We start from the raw sequence: 14,207 nt of genomic DNA on the forward strand, positions 1-14,207 counted from the left end.
GAGTCGTGCCCGTACTGCGCTCCGACCCCGCCACCCCGCTCGATCCGGCGTTGCCCGACAGCGCGCTGAAGGGGCTCGGCAGCAGAGCGTTCGGGGTCTACGTGCACGTCCCGTTCTGCGCGACGCGCTGCGGCTACTGCGACTTCAACACCTACACCGCGGGCGAGCTCGACTCCGGCTCGTCGCCGCAGTCCTGGCTCGAGGGGCTGCGGCGCGAGCTGGAGCTGGCCGCGAAGGTCCTGGTCGTGCCGCCCGCCGCCGACACCGTGTTCGTCGGCGGCGGCACGCCGTCGCTGCTCGGCGCCGACGGCCTCGCCTCGGTGCTCGACGCCGTCCGCGACGTCTTCGGGCTCGCCCCGGACGCCGAGGTGACGACGGAGTCGAACCCGGAGTCGACGTCGCCGGAGTTCTTCGCCGGCATCCGCGAAGCCGGCTACACACGCGTCTCGCTCGGCATGCAGTCGGCCGCGTCGCACGTGCTGAAGATCCTCGACCGCGTGCACACGCCGGGCCGGCCGGGCCAGGCCGCCGCCGAGGCGCGCGCGGCCGGGTTCGAGCACGTGAACCTGGATGTGATCTACGGCACGCCCGGTGAGCGTCCCGACGACCTGCTCGCCACGCTCGACGCCGTGCTCGCGGCGGGCGTCGACCACGTCTCGGCGTACGCGCTGATCGTCGAGGAGGGCACGGCGCTGGCCCGCCGGGTGCGCCGCGGCGAACTGCCCGCGCCGGACGACGACGTGCTGGCCGCGGACTACGAGATGATCGATGCGGCCCTGTCGGCGGCCGGGCTGCGCTGGTACGAGGTGTCGAACTGGGCGGCCTCCGACGCCGCCCGCTGCCGCCACAACCTCGGCTACTGGCGCGGCGACGACTGGTGGGGCGCCGGACCGGGCGCGCACAGCCACGTCGGCGGCGTGCGCTGGTGGAACGTCAAGCACCCCGCGCGCTACACCGCGCTGCTGGCGGCAGGCGACTCGCCCGCGGGCGGCCGCGAGGTGCTCACCGACGACGACCAGCACCTCGAGCGGATCATGCTCGAACTGCGCGTCGCGGACGGACTTCCGCTGGACGTCCTCGACGAACCCGGCCTCGCCGAAGCCCGGGCGGCCGCGGCCGAAGGCCTGCTCGATCCGTCCGCTTTGGACACCCGCGGCCGCGCGGTCCTGACCGACCGCGGGCGGCTGCTGGCCGACGGCGTCGTCCGGCGGCTCGCGGGCTGACGGGATTAAATCCGCGGGGCCGGTCGTTGCTTGTATCGAGCAACGACTTCGAGGAGGCCCCCATGGCGCGCGCGATCAGGTTCGACGAGTACGGCGACGTGGACGTCCTCCGGGTCGAGGACGTCCCGCGGCCGGCACCGGGACGGGGGCAGGTGCTCGTCGAGGTCCGCGCCGCCGGGATCAACCCGGGCGAAGCCGCCATCCGGCAAGGGTTCCTGCACGACCGCTGGCCGGCGACGTTCCCGTCCGGGCAGGGCAGCGACTTCGCCGGCGTCGTCGCGGAACTCGGCGACGGCGTCGAGGAGATCGCCGTCGGCGACGAGGTGATCGGCTTCGTGCACACGCGGTCGAGTCACGCGGACTACGTCGTGGCGGAGGCTTCGGACCTCACGCCGCGGCCCGACGGGGTGTCGTGGGAGGCCGCGGGCGCGCTGTTCGTCGCCGGCACCACCGCCTACGCGGCGACGGCCGCGGTGCGCCCGCGCGAGGGCGACACGGTCGTCGTCTCGGGTGCGGCGGGCGGCGTCGGGTCGCTGGCCGTCCAGCTGGCTCTGCTCGCTGGTGCCACGGTGATCGGCCTCGCCGGGGAAGCGAACCACGCTTGGCTGCGCGAGCTGGGCGTGATCCCGGTGGCCTACGGCGAAGGCGTTCTCGAGCGGATCAAGGAAGCGGCGCCGGACGGCGTGCACGCGTTCGTCGACACGTTCGGCTCCGGCTACGTGGAACTGGCGCTGCACCTGGGCATCCACCCCGGGCGGATCGACACGATCATCGACTATGAGGCGGCCGCGAAGTACAACGTCAAGACCGAGGGCAACATGGCCGGCGCGTCGGCCGAGGTGCTGCGCGAGCTGAGCCTGCTGGTGGGAAAGGGACTTCTCGACGTGCCGATCGCCCGCGTCTACCCGTTGGACGAGGTGCGCGAGGCTTATCGCGAGCTGGAGCAGCGGCACACGCGCGGCAAGATCGTCCTGCGGCCCTAGTTCTTCGCCGCCACGACCTTCAGGCCGGCGAGGTAGACGTCGAGGGCGAACTCGAGGCGTTCGGTCGCGGTCTCGGCGGAGAAGAACTCGCCGATGTGCAGCATGTTCGGGAACGCGTCGGCGGGCAGTGAGCGCATGTACGCCACCATCTGCTCGCCGCGTTTCGCGGTCTCGGCTTCGTCGATGTCGCCCCAGGTCCAGCCGCTCGCTTCGTACGCGTACGCCTTGGCGTAGAGCGCCAGGGCGTCGCCGGCGAACGTCGCCTGCCTGAGCGTCAGGCCGCCCGCGCGCAGCAGGGCGAGCATCGCCTCGCCCTGCCGCAGCGAGCTGGGCGTGACCGGCACGGCGATGTCCCACGCCACCCGCGCGATGCCGGGGTGCGCGACCATCACCCGGATCTGGCCGCGGACCAGGTCTTTCACCTGCTCGTCCCAGCGCGCCGGGTCCGGGTCCGGGATCGGCGCTTCGGCGAGCACGGCGTCGAGCATCAGCTCCGCCAGCTCGTCCTTGTTGGCGACGTGCGCGTAGAGCGACGCGGGTCCCGTCTCCAGCTCCTGGGCGACCCGTCGCATGGTGACCGCGTCGAGGCCCTCCTTCGCCAGGATCTCCAGCGCCGTCTTCACGACGAGCTCCCGCGAGAGCGCGGGTTTCGTGGCCCGGCGGCGGGGGGCGCTGCGCCACGGCGGTGGGGGAACGGTCACGCGAACACTGTACTTGACGCGAACGTCGTTCGTCTGTAGAACGGTGTTCGTCAAACGAACGATGTTCGTGAAGGGGATCTCATGGCCACCACCACCGCCGAAACCGACGTCCGCGCCGTGCTCGGCCGGCTCACCGACGCGTGGAACTCCGCCGATGCCGCCGCCTACGGCCGGCTCTTCACCGAAGACGCGGACTACGTGACGTTCTTCGGGATGAACTTCCCGGGCCGGGAGGCGATCGAAAGCTCGCACCGCGCCCTCTTCGAAGGCCCGCTGAAGGGGTCGAAGCTGACCGGCCGGCTCGGCGCGTCGGCGAAGGTGCGGTTCGTCCGGCCGGACGTCGCCGTGGTCGTCGCCGGGGGCGGCTCTTCGGTCACCGGCGCGGACGCCACCGACGCGGGCCGTGAGTCGACCGTGAGCTTCGTGCTCGTCGAGGAGGACGGCGAGTGGCTGATCACGGCGTTCCAGAACACGCGTGTCTCGGATCCCCGCGGGTGAAAACGCTTGCGGAGGCGTCAGGGGTGGTCGCCCGGCCGCCCGCGGAGGTGTTCGAGGCGGTGCGGCGCCGCGTGACCGGGGGCGGCTACCCGATGCGGACGGAGGTCGACGCCGAACGCGGCTTCCTCGCGGTCCAGGGTGGCTGGTGGTACCGCGGGGAGTACCGCGTCACGGCCGATCCGGGCGGCGCGCGCGTCGAGCACCGCGTCGTCAACGTGGCCACGTGGGGACGCTGGGGTGTCCCGCCGGCCAACCGGTTCTTCTTCGGGTTCCGCGCGCGGACGTCTGCCGCTTTTGCCCGGATGCTCGAGGAACTGGCCACATCCGAGTAGGCAGCGCGGGGTTCCGGCGCGTACGGTTGCTTAGGTAAGCCTTAGTAGCTGAGCGAGGAGTTGGCCGATGGCCGAAGCACCCCGGCGGTCCGGACGGCCCGCGGTGAAACTGCGCGTGCTGCGCACCGAGCGGCTGACCCCGCACATGATCCGGATCGTCGCGGGCGGCGAGGGCATCGCCGAGTTCACGCCCAACGCGTTCACCGACGCCTACGTGAAGGTGCTGTTCAAGGTGCCGGGCGTCGAGTACCCGGAGCCGTTCGACGTCCAGGAGTGCCGGGCCACGCTGCCGCGGGAGCACTGGCCGCGGATGCGGTCCTACACCGTCCGGGCGTTCGACCCGCAGGCCGGCGAGCTGGTCCTCGACTTCGTCCACCACGGCGACGAGGGCATCGCCGGTCCGTGGGCCGCCGCGGCTCAGGCCGGGGACGAACTGCTGCTGTCCGGTCCCGGCGGCGCGTACGCACCGGGCACGGAGGCCGACTGGCACCTGCTGGCCGGGGACGAAAGCGCGTTGCCGGCCATCGCGGCGTCGCTCGAAGCGCTCCCGGCGGGCGTTCCGGCGCAGGCCGTGATCCTGGTCGAAAACGCCGACGAGGAGCAGCCGCTGGTCACCAAGGCCGACGCGCAGATCACGTGGCTGCACCGCTCGTCCGGCGGCGACGTCGCCACGGCGGTGCGCGAGCTGCCGTGGCGCGCCGGAGTGGTCCAGGCGTTCGTGCACGGCGAAGCGGGGTTCGTGCGGGAGCTGCGGCGCTACCTGCTCGACGAGCGCAGGGTGCGGCGTGAGCTGCTGTCGATCTCGGGGTACTGGCGCGCCGGCAAGAACGACGAAGCCTGGCGCGAGGAGAAAGCGGCCGAACGGGCCCGCGAGAAGTAACCTCGCCGCATGGCAGAACTCAAGGTGGACGTCGAGCCGGCCGAAGCCGGGTTCGACGCGGACCGGCTTTCCCGGATGGACACCCACTTCGACCGGTACGTCGAGGACGGCCGGTTGCCGGGCTGGCTCGCGGTGGTGAGCAGGCACGGCCGGATCGTGCACATCGGCCGCGGCGGCCACAGCGACGTCGAAGCGGGCACCCCGGTGGAGACCGACACGCTGTGGCGGATCTTCTCGATGACCAAGCCGGTCACGTCGGTCGCGGCGATGATGCTCGCCGAAGAGGGCTTGCTCGAGCTGGACGACCCGATCTCGCGGTGGCTGCCGGAGTTCGCCTCGCCGCGGGTGTACGTCAAGGGGTCGGCGCTGGCGCCGTTGACCGAGCCGGCGCGCTCGCCGATCCGCGTCTGGCACCTGCTGACCCACACGGCGGGCCTGACGTACGGCTTCCACCACGGCCACCCGGTGGACGCGATGTACCGCGCGGCGGGCTTCGAGTGGGGGACGCCACCGGGACTGGACCTGGCTGCCTGCTCCGAGCGGTGGGCGGAGTTGCCGCTGGTGTTCCAGCCGGGCGCGGAGTGGAACTACTCGATCGCGACGGACGTCCTCGGGCGGCTCGTCGAGGTGGTTTCCGGTCAGTCGCTGGACGAGTTCTTCTCGTCGCGCATCTTCACGCCGCTGGGCATGACGGACACGGGCTTCGTGGCTTCGTCTCCTTCTCGCCTGGCGGCGTTGTACGTGCCGGACCCCGCTTCGGGCCGCGCGGTGCGCAACGAGGCATTCGGCCGCTTGGGAACCTCGACCCCGGACTGCCTTTCGGGCGGCGGCGGCCTGGTGTCGTCGGCGGGCGACTATTGGCGTTTCACGGAGATGCTGCTGGGCGGCGGCACATTCGACGGCGCCCGGCTGCTGTCCCCGCGAACGGTGTCGCTGATGGCGAGCAACCACCTCCCGGGTCACGTGGACCTGGAGGAGTTCGGTCGGCCGTTGTTCGCCGAGATGCCGTTCGACGGACACGGGTTCGGGCTGGGCTTCTCGGTGTTGGAGGACCCGGTGAAGGCCCGCACGCTGTCATCGGCGGGAGAGTTCGCTTGGGGCGGCGCGGCTTCGACGGCTTTCTGGGTGGATCCGGACGAGGATCTGACGGTGGGGTTCTACACGCAGCTGCTGCCGTCGAGCACCTATCGGCTGCGGTCGCAGCTGAGGCAGCTGGTTTACCAGGCCCTCATCGACTGAGCTGGTTACGAATTCCGCTGAAAAAACGAAAAGTCCGGTCTCGAAACCGGAGCTTCAGGATGGTCGCGCAGTCGGACCTCCGCCTCCGCGATCCCTTCCGCAATCACCCTGCTGCCCCGCGCGTAGTCCAGCAGCTCCGCCACCGGGCGGTTGTCCGCCGAGTACACCGCCGTGAACCGGTCGAATCCGCGCTCCAGTGCCGCCAAGCCCAGCATGTTCAGCAACGCCGATGCCAGCCCCACCCGGCGCCACGCCGGGGCCACCGCTATCGCTATGTCCGCCACGCTCCTGCCCGTCGCCTCGTAGCGGGCGACCGCCACGCCCGGGCCGTCGGGACTGCGGGCCACCAGGGCGAACCGGCGCTCGTAGTCCAGCACCGTCAGGTGCTCCAGCAAGCGGGGCGTCACCTTGGGTGCCGAACCGCAGAAACGGCGGCGCAACGTCGCCGCGTCCGCGTTCCGGATCGCGGCACCCAGCTCCGGGGCGTCCTCCGGGGTGAGGGGGCGGACGCGCACCCGGCGGCCGTCGCGGAGGAGGAGCGTGCGGTCGAATCCCGGCGGCGGCTGCGTCACCGGCCCACCCTAGCGGCCGCTCGATCGGGCGGGGGCAGTTCCCGGAAACCGAGTACGTTGGCAGCAAAGGGTTCCTGGGGGAAGGGGCGGCCATGCGGCGGATCGGGATCGTCGGAGCGGGGCAAGCGGGACTCGTCCTGGCCATCGGACTGCGGCAACGGGGTTACGACGTCACGGTGTTCGCCGAACGTTCCGCGGACGACGTGCGCGACGGACGGCTCGTCTCCAACCAGTGCCTTTTTTCCACCCCGCTCTCGAACGGGAACGCGCGCTCGGCATCAACTTCTGGGAGGCGCCGCCCATCCGCGAAGTCGCCTTCGCCGCGGCCGGGGAAGGCGCCGAGCCCGCCATCTCCTGGCACGCCGGGCTCGACCGGCCGGCGCAGTCGGTCGACCAGCGCGTCAAGGTCGCCGACTGGATGACCGAGTTCGCGCGCCTCGGCGGCGACCTCCGCCTCCGGCGGGTCACCCCGGACGGCCTCGACGAGTGCGTCCGCGAGTTCGACCTGCTCATCGTCGCCGCCGGGCGCGGGCCGCAGTTCGACGCGCTCTTCCCGCGCGACGACGAGCGCTCGCCCTACCGCGAGCCGCAACGCGCGATCGGCGTGCTCTACGTCGCCGGGACACTGGCCGCCGTGCCCGGCCTGACCTTCGGGATGGCGCCGGTCGGCGAGTTCTTCCTGCTCCCGGTGCGGTCCGTGCACGGCCCGGTGCACGGCATCGGCTTCTTCGGCTTCCCCGGCGGCCCGATGGACGTCTGGGACGACGTCGCCGACGTCGAGCAGCACTACGAGACCGCCCGGAAGCTGCTGCGCGCGCACTACCCGTGGCAGGCGAAGCTCCTCGACGACGCGCGCCCGGTGGCGCCCACCGAAATGCTGCACGGCCGGATCACGCCGATCGTGCGGCACCCGGTGGGCTCCCTGCCGTCCGGGGCGAAGGTCCTCGCGATGGGCGACAGCGCGGTGACCAACGACCCGGTCGGCGGTCAGGGCGCCAACCTGGCCGCCCGCGCGGCCCGGGCGTACCAGGAGGCCATCGTCGAGCACGGCGACCGGCCGTTCGACGAGGAGTTCATGCACGACGCCTTTGCCCGCTACTGGCACCACGCCCGGCACGCGACGCGCTTCACCAACGACCTCCTGGCCCCGCCACCGGACCACGTTCTGGCCACTTTGGACACCGCGCAACGCGTTCCCGAAGTGGCGCACCGGTTCGCGCACCTCTTCGAGAACCCGGCCGACTACGAAGGCTGGCTGGGTGATCCCGACGCGGCGATGGCGTACCTTCAGTCGAAGGGACCCCGGTCCGGCGCGCACACCGTGCCACGCGCCGGGACGGAACCGGTCACGAAGTAGCGGTCCAGCCACGCGTCCACGCAGGCGCTCTTGCCGCGTGAGCCGTGGCCGTAGGTGTCCAGCGTCAGGAGATGGGCATTGGCGGGCTGCTTCTCCGCACGCTGAGCCCCGGCGTACGGCGTCTCGAGGTCGCCCTGGCGGTTGGCGAGGAGCAGGATCGGCGCCGTCGGGCGGTTCCACGGTCCGGTGTAGCGGCCGGTGTCCGAGACGTCCCACGTCGCGCACGGGAGCGTCTTGTAGACGTCGTACGGCCCGAATCCGCGGCCGACCTGGTCCGCGCGCCGGGCGTAGTCCCACCAGACGGCCGGATCACGCGGGTTCGCCGCGTCCGAGCACAGCGTCGCGCCGCCGCCCAGCAGGGAGTCGACGTCCGGCGGGCCGCCCGCGGCCGCGGGCACGCGATGCGAAGCCGGATCGGCCAGCGCCGTCAGGAACGCGGCCAGCTGCGGCGCGGCCTGGGCGTCGGTCAGGTAGTCGTGGATCTGCGCGATCGCGCTCTGGTAGGTGACGACGACCTGCTTGCCCGCGGTGTCCGTCACCGTGACCGGACCGGCCGCCAGGCGGTCGAGGACGGCGCCGTAACCGAAGTCGCAGCGCGCCGCGCAAGCGTCCAAAAAGGACTGAATCGCGCGGGGGCCGTCCTCGTAGCCCTGCAACCGGTAGCTCATCGGGCCGGCGCCGGTCGCCCAGCGCGCCGGGTCGTCGACGGCGTCCAGTGCCAGCGTGCCGACGCGGCCGGGGAACAGGTTCGCGTACGTCTCTCCGAGGTAGGTGCCGTACGACTTGCCGTAGAACCGCAGCTTCGGCTCGCCGAACGCGGCCCGCAGCCGGTCGAGGTCGCGGGCGATCGTCCCGGTCGACAGGTGGTTCGCCAGCGGGCCCGCGTTCTGCTCGCAGAGGTCCGTCACGGTGCGGGTGTCGGTGATCTGCTGCTGCTCGGCGTCGCGGGTCAGCGGGAACGTGCCGAGCGCCCGCTGCAGCACTTCCAGCTGCGACGGGTCGGTGAAGCAGTGGATCTTCGAGCTGGCGCCGACACCGCGCGGGTCGATTCCGACGATGTCGAAGTGCGCGTGCAGGAACGGCGTCAACGCGGGTGCGTAGCGCCCGGACGCGCCCGGGCCGCCCGGGTTGTAGAAGATGGTACCCAGCTTGTGGGCCTGGTCGGTGGCGGGCAGGCGGCCGACGGCGATCGACGCGGTGCCGGCGGACGGGTCCTGGTAGGACAGGGGGACGTCGAGGTGGCCGCACTGGTAACCGGCCTGACAGGTGTCTTCCCAGACGATTCCGGCGGGGCTCGCCGCGGCCGCGGGCGCACTCAAGGCGACCACGCTCGCGGCGGCCCCCAGAGCCAGCGCAGCACGGAGTTTCGGAGGATTCATGGGCCCGATCGTCCCGCCGCCGGGACCGGGCGCGCGCTGGTGCGCACCCCCGGAACCGGGGTAGGGCGGGCCCTACGCGGTCAGCTTCGGGATGATCTGCGAGCCGTAGGACGCCAGGGTCGCCTCGCGGTCGTCGTGCATCAGGTACAGCGAGAACTGGTCGACGCCCAGCTCCGCCAGCTCCTGCAACCGCTCCACGTGCGCCGACGCCGGGCCCAGCAGGCAGAACCGGTCGACGATCTCGTCCGGGACGAACTCCGTCGACGGGTTGCCCGCCTTGCCGTGGTGGCGGTAGTCGTAGCCCTGCCGCTCGCGGATGTAGTCGGTCAGCTCCCGCGGCACCGCGCCCGTGGAGCCGTAGCGCGCCACCAGGTCCGCGACGTGGTTGCCGACCATCCCGCCGAACCAGCGCAGCTGTTCGCGCTGGTGCGCCAGGTCGTCGCCGACGTACGCCGGCGCCGCGACGCAGATCGTGATGCCGCCCGGGTCGCGGCCGGCCGCGCGGGCGGCGTCGCGCACGGCGCCGATCGTCCAGCGGGCGATCGCCGGGTCCGCGCACTGGAGGATGAAGCCGTCGGCGTGCTCGCCGACCGTCTTCAGCGCCTTCGGCCCGTACCCGGCCATCCACATTTCGAGCCGCCCGTTGCGGATCCACGGGATCTGCACGGTCGTCTCGTTCATCGTCACCGCGCGGCCTTCGGCGAGGTCCTTCACCACGCGCATGCAGTCGCGGACGGTGGCCAAAGTGGACGGTGGCTTCCCGACGACCCGGTGTGCCGAGTCGCCGCGGCCGATGCCGCAGACCGTCCGGTTGCCGTACATGTCGTTGAGCGTGGCGAACGTCGACGCCATCACCGACCAGTCCCGGGTACCGGGGCTGGTCACCATCGGCCCGACGACCAGCGACGACGTCGCCGCGAGGATCGCCGAGTAGATGACGAACGGCTCCTGCCACAGCACGCAGGAGTCGAACGTCCAGCCGTAGCGGAAGCCGGCGTCCTCGGCGTCCTTCATCAGCCGCACGACGTCCCGCGCGGGCGGGTCGGTCTGCAGCACGATCCCGAAGTCCATTGGCCCGCTCCTAGTTCAGGTACTGGTTCAGCGAGCGGGACAGGAACTTGCCGTGTGACGTCGACCCGGTGAACCCGTCCGGCGACACGACCACGCGCCCACGCGAGAGCACGGTGTGCACGCGTCCGGTCAGCTCGAACCCTTCGTAGGCCGAGTAGTCGACGTTCATGTGGTGCGTCTCCGCGGACAGGGTCTGCGTCGCCGCCGGGTCGTAGATCACGATGTCCGCGTCCGAACCCGCCGCGATGACGCCCTTGCGCGGGTACAGGCCGAACATCCGCGCCGGCGTCGCCGAGCACGTCTCGACCCAGCGCCCGAGCGTCAGCTCACCGGCGACGACCCCCTGGTGCAGCAGGTCCATCCGGTGCTCGACGCCCGGCATGCCGTTCGGGATCGCCCGGAAGTCACCGCGCCCCAGCTCCTTCTGGTCCTTGAAGCAGAACGGGCAGTGGTCGGTGGACACCACGGACAGGTCGTTGGTCCGCAGCCCGCGCCACAGGTCGGCCTGGTGCGACTTTTCCCGCAGCGGCGGCGAAGCGACGTACTTCGCGCCCTCGAAGTCCGGCTTCGCCAGGTCCTCAATGGACAGATACAGGTACTGGGGACACGTCTCCGCGAACACGTTCTGACCGTCGTTACGCGCCTCGGCCACCGCCGCAAGCGCTTGCGACGCCGACAGGTGCACGATGTACAACGGCGAACCGGTGACCTTAGCGAGCTGGATCGCCCGCGACGTCGCTTCTCCTTCCAGTTCCGGTGGCCGCGTCAGGCCGTGGTAAACGGGGTCGATGTTGCCCGCGGAGAACGCCTGCGCCGCCAGCTGGTCGATCGCGATGCCGTTCTCCGCGTGCATCATGATCGTAGCGCCGATTTCGCGCGCTTTCTGCATCGCCAGCAGGATTTCCCCGTCCGTGGAGTAGAACGCCCCGGGGTAGGCCATGAACATCTTGAAGCTGCCGACGCCGCCGTCGACGCAGGCTTCCATCTCCTTCAGCGACTGGTCGTTGACGTCGCTGACGATCATGTGGAAGCCGTAGTCGATCGCGCAGTTGCCGTCGGCCTTCGCATGCCACTTGTCCAAAGTGGACAACAGCGACGTGCCCTTGGCCTGCACGGCGAAGTCGATGATCGTCGTCGTGCCGCCCCAGGCCGCCGCCGTCGTCCCGGTCGAGAACGTGTCGACCGAATGCGTGCCGCCGAACGGCATCTCCATGTGCGTGTGCGCGTCGATGCCACCGGGCAGGACGTACTTGCCGGTGGCGTCGATGGTCTCGTCACCGGTCAGCGTGCCGGGCGCCCCGACGGCGGCGATGGTCTCGCCGTCGACGAGGACGTCCGCGAGGAGCGCCCCCGACGGCGAGACGACCTGACCTCCCTTGATGAGCGTGGTCATCAGGCCTCCGCGAGCGGGCCGTAGGTGTCCGGGCGCCGGTCGCGGTAGAACGCCCACTGGTTGCGGACGTCGTCGAGCAGCGACAGGTCGAGGTCGCGCACCACGACCTCGTCGTCGGTGTCGGACGCGGCGTCGCCGACCAGCTGCCCGCGCGGGTCGACGAAGTACGTCTGGCCGTAGAAGTCGTTGTCGCCCAGCGGTTCCACGCCGACCCGGTTGATCGCGCCGACGAAGTACTCGTTCGCCACCGCGGCCGCCGGCTGCTCCAGCCGCCACAGGTACTGCGACAGGCTGCGGCTGGTCGCCGACGGGTTGAACACGATCTTCGCCCCGGCCAGGCCGAGCGCGCGCCAGCCCTCCGGGAAGTGCCGCTCGTAGCAGATGTAGACGCCGATGCGGCCCACGGCCGTGTCGAACACCGGGTAGCCGAGGTTGCCGGGGCGGAAGTAGAACTTCTCCCAGAACCCCTTCACCTGCGGGATGTGGTTCTTGCGGTACTTGCCGAGGTACGTGCCGTCGGCGTCGATCACCGCGGCGGTGTTGTAGTACACGCCGGGCTGCTCGACCTCGTACATCGGCACGATCAGCACGACGCCGTGGCGCTGCGCCACCTCCCGCATGAGCTGGGTCGTCGGACCGTCGGGGATGGCCTCGGTGTAGGAGTAGTAGTCGGTGTCCTGCACCTGGCAGAAGTACGGCCCGTAGAACAGCTCCTGCAGGCAGACGACCTGGGCGCCCTGCGAGGCGGCGGTGGCGATGTGGTCGACCGCCGCCTTGATCATGGACTCCTTGTCACCCGTCCACCGCTGCTGGATCAATCCGGCTCGGACGACGCTCACTTGCTTCCTCCTTGGTTGCTGACAGGGACAGGGCGGCGAAGACGACGAACGCGCCGACGAAGCCGACCACCCAGTTGTAGTCGTAAAGCGGCTTGAGGAACGGGATGAGCCCGTCCGCCGGGAACGGCCCGCCGTACGCTCCGCCGACCGCGAGCAGGGCTCCGACCAGCGTCGCGGCCAGCGCGCGCCAGTTCCAGCCACCGCTGAACCAATACACCCCATCGGGTGTGTACAGGTCTTTCAGGCGAAGCTTCGTGCGGTTGACGACCCAGTACCCGGCGACGAGCACCCCGGCGACCGCGCCGAGCAGGCCGCCGTAGAAGCCGAGCCACGCGAAGATGTAGATGTTCGGGTCCGAGTAGAGCCGCCACGGCTGGATCAGGATGCCGATGACGCCGGTGATGCCGCCGCCGATCGCGAAGGTGATCTTCTTCGGGAACGCGTTCGAGAAGTCGTAGGACGGGCTGACGACGTTGGCCGCGAGGTTCGCCGAGATCGTCGCGAGCACCAGCGCGACCAGCGCGACGACGACCACGACCGGGCTGGTGAACTTGTCGGCCAGCTGCGCCGGGTCCCAGATGTCCTGGCCGTAGAGCACGTGCCCGCCCGACGTCGTCAGGATGGCCACGATCGCGATGAACGTCATCGTGGTCGGCAGGCCGAGGATCTGGCCGCGGACCTGCTTGCGCTGGCTGCCGCCGAAGCGCGTGAAGTCCGGCATGTTCAGCGACAGCGTCGACCAGAACGCGATCATCGCCATCAGCGACGGCGCGAACACCTTCCAGAAGTCCGGGCCCCAGCCGAGCTTGCCGCCGTCGTCGAGGATCGGGCCGAGCCCGCCCGCCTTGACCAGCACGTACCCGAGCATGATCAGGAAGCCGACCGACACGAGCGGCGCCGTCCAGTTCTCGAACCGGCGGACCGCGTCCATGCCGCGCCAGATGATCAACAGCTGGCCGATCCAGAAGACCACGAAGGACAGCCAGAGCGTCCAGTGCTGCCCGGCGATCACCGGCGCGTCCCGCCACCACGAGCCGAGCAGGCGCCCGAGGATGACGTAGATGGCCTCGCCGCCCACCCAGGTCTGGATGCCGAACCAGCCGCACGCGATGAACGCGCGCAGCAGCGCGGCCAGGTTGGCGCCGCGCAGGCCGTAGAACGCGCGGGCGAACACCGGGAACGGGATGCCGTACTTGGTTCCGGCGTGGCTGTTGAGCAGCATCGGCGCGAGCACGATCAGGTTGCCGATCGTGATGGTGATCAGCGCCTGCACCCAGTTCATGCCGAGCGCGATCAGCGACGCGGCCAGGGCGTAGCTGGGGATGTTGTGCGCCATCCCCATCCAGAGCGCGAAGTAGTTGTAGGTGGTCCAGGTCCGCCTTGCGACGGGGACGGGGGCCAGCTCTTCGTTGAAGAACCGGCTGCCTTCGAGAGACCCGACGTCGGCGGGGTCGAGTTCGACCCGGCCGTCGTCGTGCACGCGCTGGTCTGCGGGTGTCGGCGCCATTGCGGAATCCTGCGCGCCGGGTCGCGGCCGGGGCAACGGCAGACTGTTCACTCTTCCCTGATCAGGAGTGCAGACTGTCGATTGCGCGAACGGCCGCCGAGGTGCATGACCTGCGTCACACATCCGGCGGTCACATCCCGGCAAAGCGGGGGAAACGTCTCCACAGGATCTTCACACTTCGCGCGGACCCTCTCCACCGGCGGTCCCTAGAGTCGTGCCCATGGAACCGGGAG

General features: G+C 70.7%; 14 protein-coding genes and 1 pseudogene. 8 read left to right on the plus strand and 7 right to left on the minus strand.

The features are described from left to right. The first annotated feature begins 5 nt into the window (after positions 1–5). Positions 6–1,223, plus strand: coding sequence for a radical SAM family heme chaperone HemW (gene hemW, locus OG738_RS24295; RefSeq protein ID WP_329044323.1), 1,218 nt, complete (start codon positions 6–8; stop codon positions 1,221–1,223). A gap of 62 nt (positions 1,224–1,285) precedes the next feature. After that, entirely contained in the window at positions 1,286–2,206 is a 921-nt protein-coding gene (locus tag OG738_RS24300; RefSeq protein WP_329044325.1) for an NADP-dependent oxidoreductase, read from the plus strand. Here the strand turns inward: OG738_RS24300 and OG738_RS24305 are convergent. After that, positions 2,203–2,907, minus strand: coding sequence for a TetR/AcrR family transcriptional regulator (locus tag OG738_RS24305; protein WP_442875806.1), 705 nt, complete (start codon positions 2,905–2,907; stop codon positions 2,203–2,205). The genes OG738_RS24300 and OG738_RS24305 overlap by 4 nt on opposite strands. Before the next feature lie 81 nt (positions 2,908–2,988). On the opposite strand from OG738_RS24305, the gene OG738_RS24310 reads away from it, so the two are divergent. The 4 genes from OG738_RS24310 (at position 2,989) to OG738_RS24325 (ending at position 5,856) form a co-directional block, all read left to right on the plus strand. Next, positions 2,989–3,405: an SgcJ/EcaC family oxidoreductase gene (locus OG738_RS24310; RefSeq protein WP_329044327.1), complete on the plus strand. Its 417-nt coding sequence runs from the start codon at positions 2,989–2,991 to the stop codon at positions 3,403–3,405. Further along, positions 3,402–3,737 (plus strand): hypothetical protein, encoded by a 336-nt coding sequence (locus OG738_RS24315; RefSeq protein WP_329044329.1) that lies wholly within the window; start codon positions 3,402–3,404, stop codon positions 3,735–3,737. Before OG738_RS24310 ends, OG738_RS24315 begins: the two co-directional genes overlap by 4 nt. Positions 3,738–3,804: 67 nt before the next feature. After that, positions 3,805–4,617 (plus strand): siderophore-interacting protein, encoded by an 813-nt coding sequence (locus OG738_RS24320; RefSeq protein WP_329044331.1) that lies wholly within the window; start codon positions 3,805–3,807, stop codon positions 4,615–4,617. Positions 4,618–4,626: 9 nt separating this feature from the next. Then, a complete protein-coding gene (locus OG738_RS24325; protein ID WP_329044332.1) occupies positions 4,627–5,856 on the plus strand; it encodes a serine hydrolase domain-containing protein in 1,230 nt (409 codons plus the stop codon). Positions 5,857–5,861: 5 nt separating this feature from the next. Here OG738_RS24325 and OG738_RS24330 read toward each other — a convergent pair whose 3' ends face one another. Then, the gene (locus OG738_RS24330; RefSeq protein WP_329044333.1) at positions 5,862–6,428 is read right to left on the minus strand and encodes a GNAT family N-acetyltransferase; all 567 of its coding nucleotides are present in this window, start codon (positions 6,426–6,428) and stop codon (positions 5,862–5,864) included. A gap of 92 nt (positions 6,429–6,520) precedes the next feature. On the opposite strand from OG738_RS24330, the pseudogene OG738_RS24335 reads away from it, so the two are divergent. Both OG738_RS24335 and OG738_RS24340 read left to right on the plus strand, forming a co-directional pair. After that, positions 6,521–6,577: pseudogene (locus OG738_RS24335) on the plus strand (hypothetical protein); the annotation flags it as partial. Positions 6,578–6,660: 83 nt separating this feature from the next. Next, positions 6,661–7,785: a styrene monooxygenase/indole monooxygenase family protein gene (locus OG738_RS24340; protein ID WP_329044335.1), complete on the plus strand. Its 1,125-nt coding sequence runs from the start codon at positions 6,661–6,663 to the stop codon at positions 7,783–7,785. Here OG738_RS24340 and OG738_RS24345 read toward each other — a convergent pair. From OG738_RS24345 to OG738_RS24365, 5 genes are all read right to left on the minus strand, one after another. Next, positions 7,716–9,164: an alpha/beta hydrolase gene (locus OG738_RS24345; protein ID WP_329044336.1), complete on the minus strand. Its 1,449-nt coding sequence runs from the start codon at positions 9,162–9,164 to the stop codon at positions 7,716–7,718. The two genes, OG738_RS24340 and OG738_RS24345, sit on opposite strands and share 70 nt — an antisense overlap. 72 nt (positions 9,165–9,236) lie before the next feature. Beyond that, positions 9,237–10,235, minus strand: a complete 999-nt coding sequence (locus tag OG738_RS24350; protein ID WP_329044337.1) for a TIGR03842 family LLM class F420-dependent oxidoreductase — start codon at positions 10,233–10,235, stop codon at positions 9,237–9,239. Positions 10,236–10,245: 10 nt separating this feature from the next. Beyond that, the gene (gene hydA / locus OG738_RS24355) at positions 10,246–11,628 is read right to left on the minus strand and encodes a dihydropyrimidinase (protein WP_329044338.1); all 1,383 of its coding nucleotides are present in this window, start codon (positions 11,626–11,628) and stop codon (positions 10,246–10,248) included. Further along, a complete protein-coding gene (locus tag OG738_RS24360; RefSeq protein WP_329056820.1) occupies positions 11,628–12,410 on the minus strand; it encodes a nitrilase-related carbon-nitrogen hydrolase in 783 nt (260 codons plus the stop codon). The genes hydA and OG738_RS24360 overlap by 1 nt, the downstream gene beginning before the upstream one ends. Positions 12,411–12,420: 10 nt before the next feature. Further along, positions 12,421–13,974, minus strand: a complete 1,554-nt coding sequence (locus OG738_RS24365) for an NCS1 family nucleobase:cation symporter-1 (RefSeq protein WP_329044339.1) — start codon at positions 13,972–13,974, stop codon at positions 12,421–12,423. Positions 13,975–14,207: the final 233 nt, after the last annotated feature.

Origin of the sequence: Amycolatopsis sp. NBC_01488, from assembly GCF_036227105.1 — a bacterium.
Classification (GTDB): Bacteria; Actinomycetota; Actinomycetes; order Mycobacteriales; family Pseudonocardiaceae; genus Amycolatopsis.

What these genes read in the sequence shown, in the direction of transcription:
- OG738_RS24325 (WP_329044332.1), top strand. Translation starts at nt 4,627, where the DNA reads ATGGCAGAACTCAAGGTGGACGTCGAGCCGGCCGAAGCCGGGTTCGAC.
- OG738_RS24350 (WP_329044337.1), bottom strand. Translation starts at nt 10,235, where the DNA reads ATGGACTTCGGGATCGTGCTGCAGACCGACCCGCCCGCGCGGGACGTC.
- OG738_RS24300 (WP_329044325.1), top strand. Translation starts at nt 1,286, where the DNA reads ATGGCGCGCGCGATCAGGTTCGACGAGTACGGCGACGTGGACGTCCTC.
- OG738_RS24360 (WP_329056820.1), bottom strand. Translation starts at nt 12,410, where the DNA reads ATGATCAAGGCGGCGGTCGACCACATCGCCACCGCCGCCTCGCAGGGC.
- OG738_RS24345 (WP_329044336.1), bottom strand. Translation starts at nt 9,164, where the DNA reads ATGAATCCTCCGAAACTCCGTGCTGCGCTGGCTCTGGGGGCCGCCGCG.
- hydA (WP_329044338.1), bottom strand. Translation starts at nt 11,628, where the DNA reads ATGACCACGCTCATCAAGGGAGGTCAGGTCGTCTCGCCGTCGGGGGCG.
- OG738_RS24310 (WP_329044327.1), top strand. Translation starts at nt 2,989, where the DNA reads ATGGCCACCACCACCGCCGAAACCGACGTCCGCGCCGTGCTCGGCCGG.
- OG738_RS24365 (WP_329044339.1), bottom strand. Translation starts at nt 13,974, where the DNA reads ATGGCGCCGACACCCGCAGACCAGCGCGTGCACGACGACGGCCGGGTC.
- OG738_RS24320 (WP_329044331.1), top strand. Translation starts at nt 3,805, where the DNA reads ATGGCCGAAGCACCCCGGCGGTCCGGACGGCCCGCGGTGAAACTGCGC.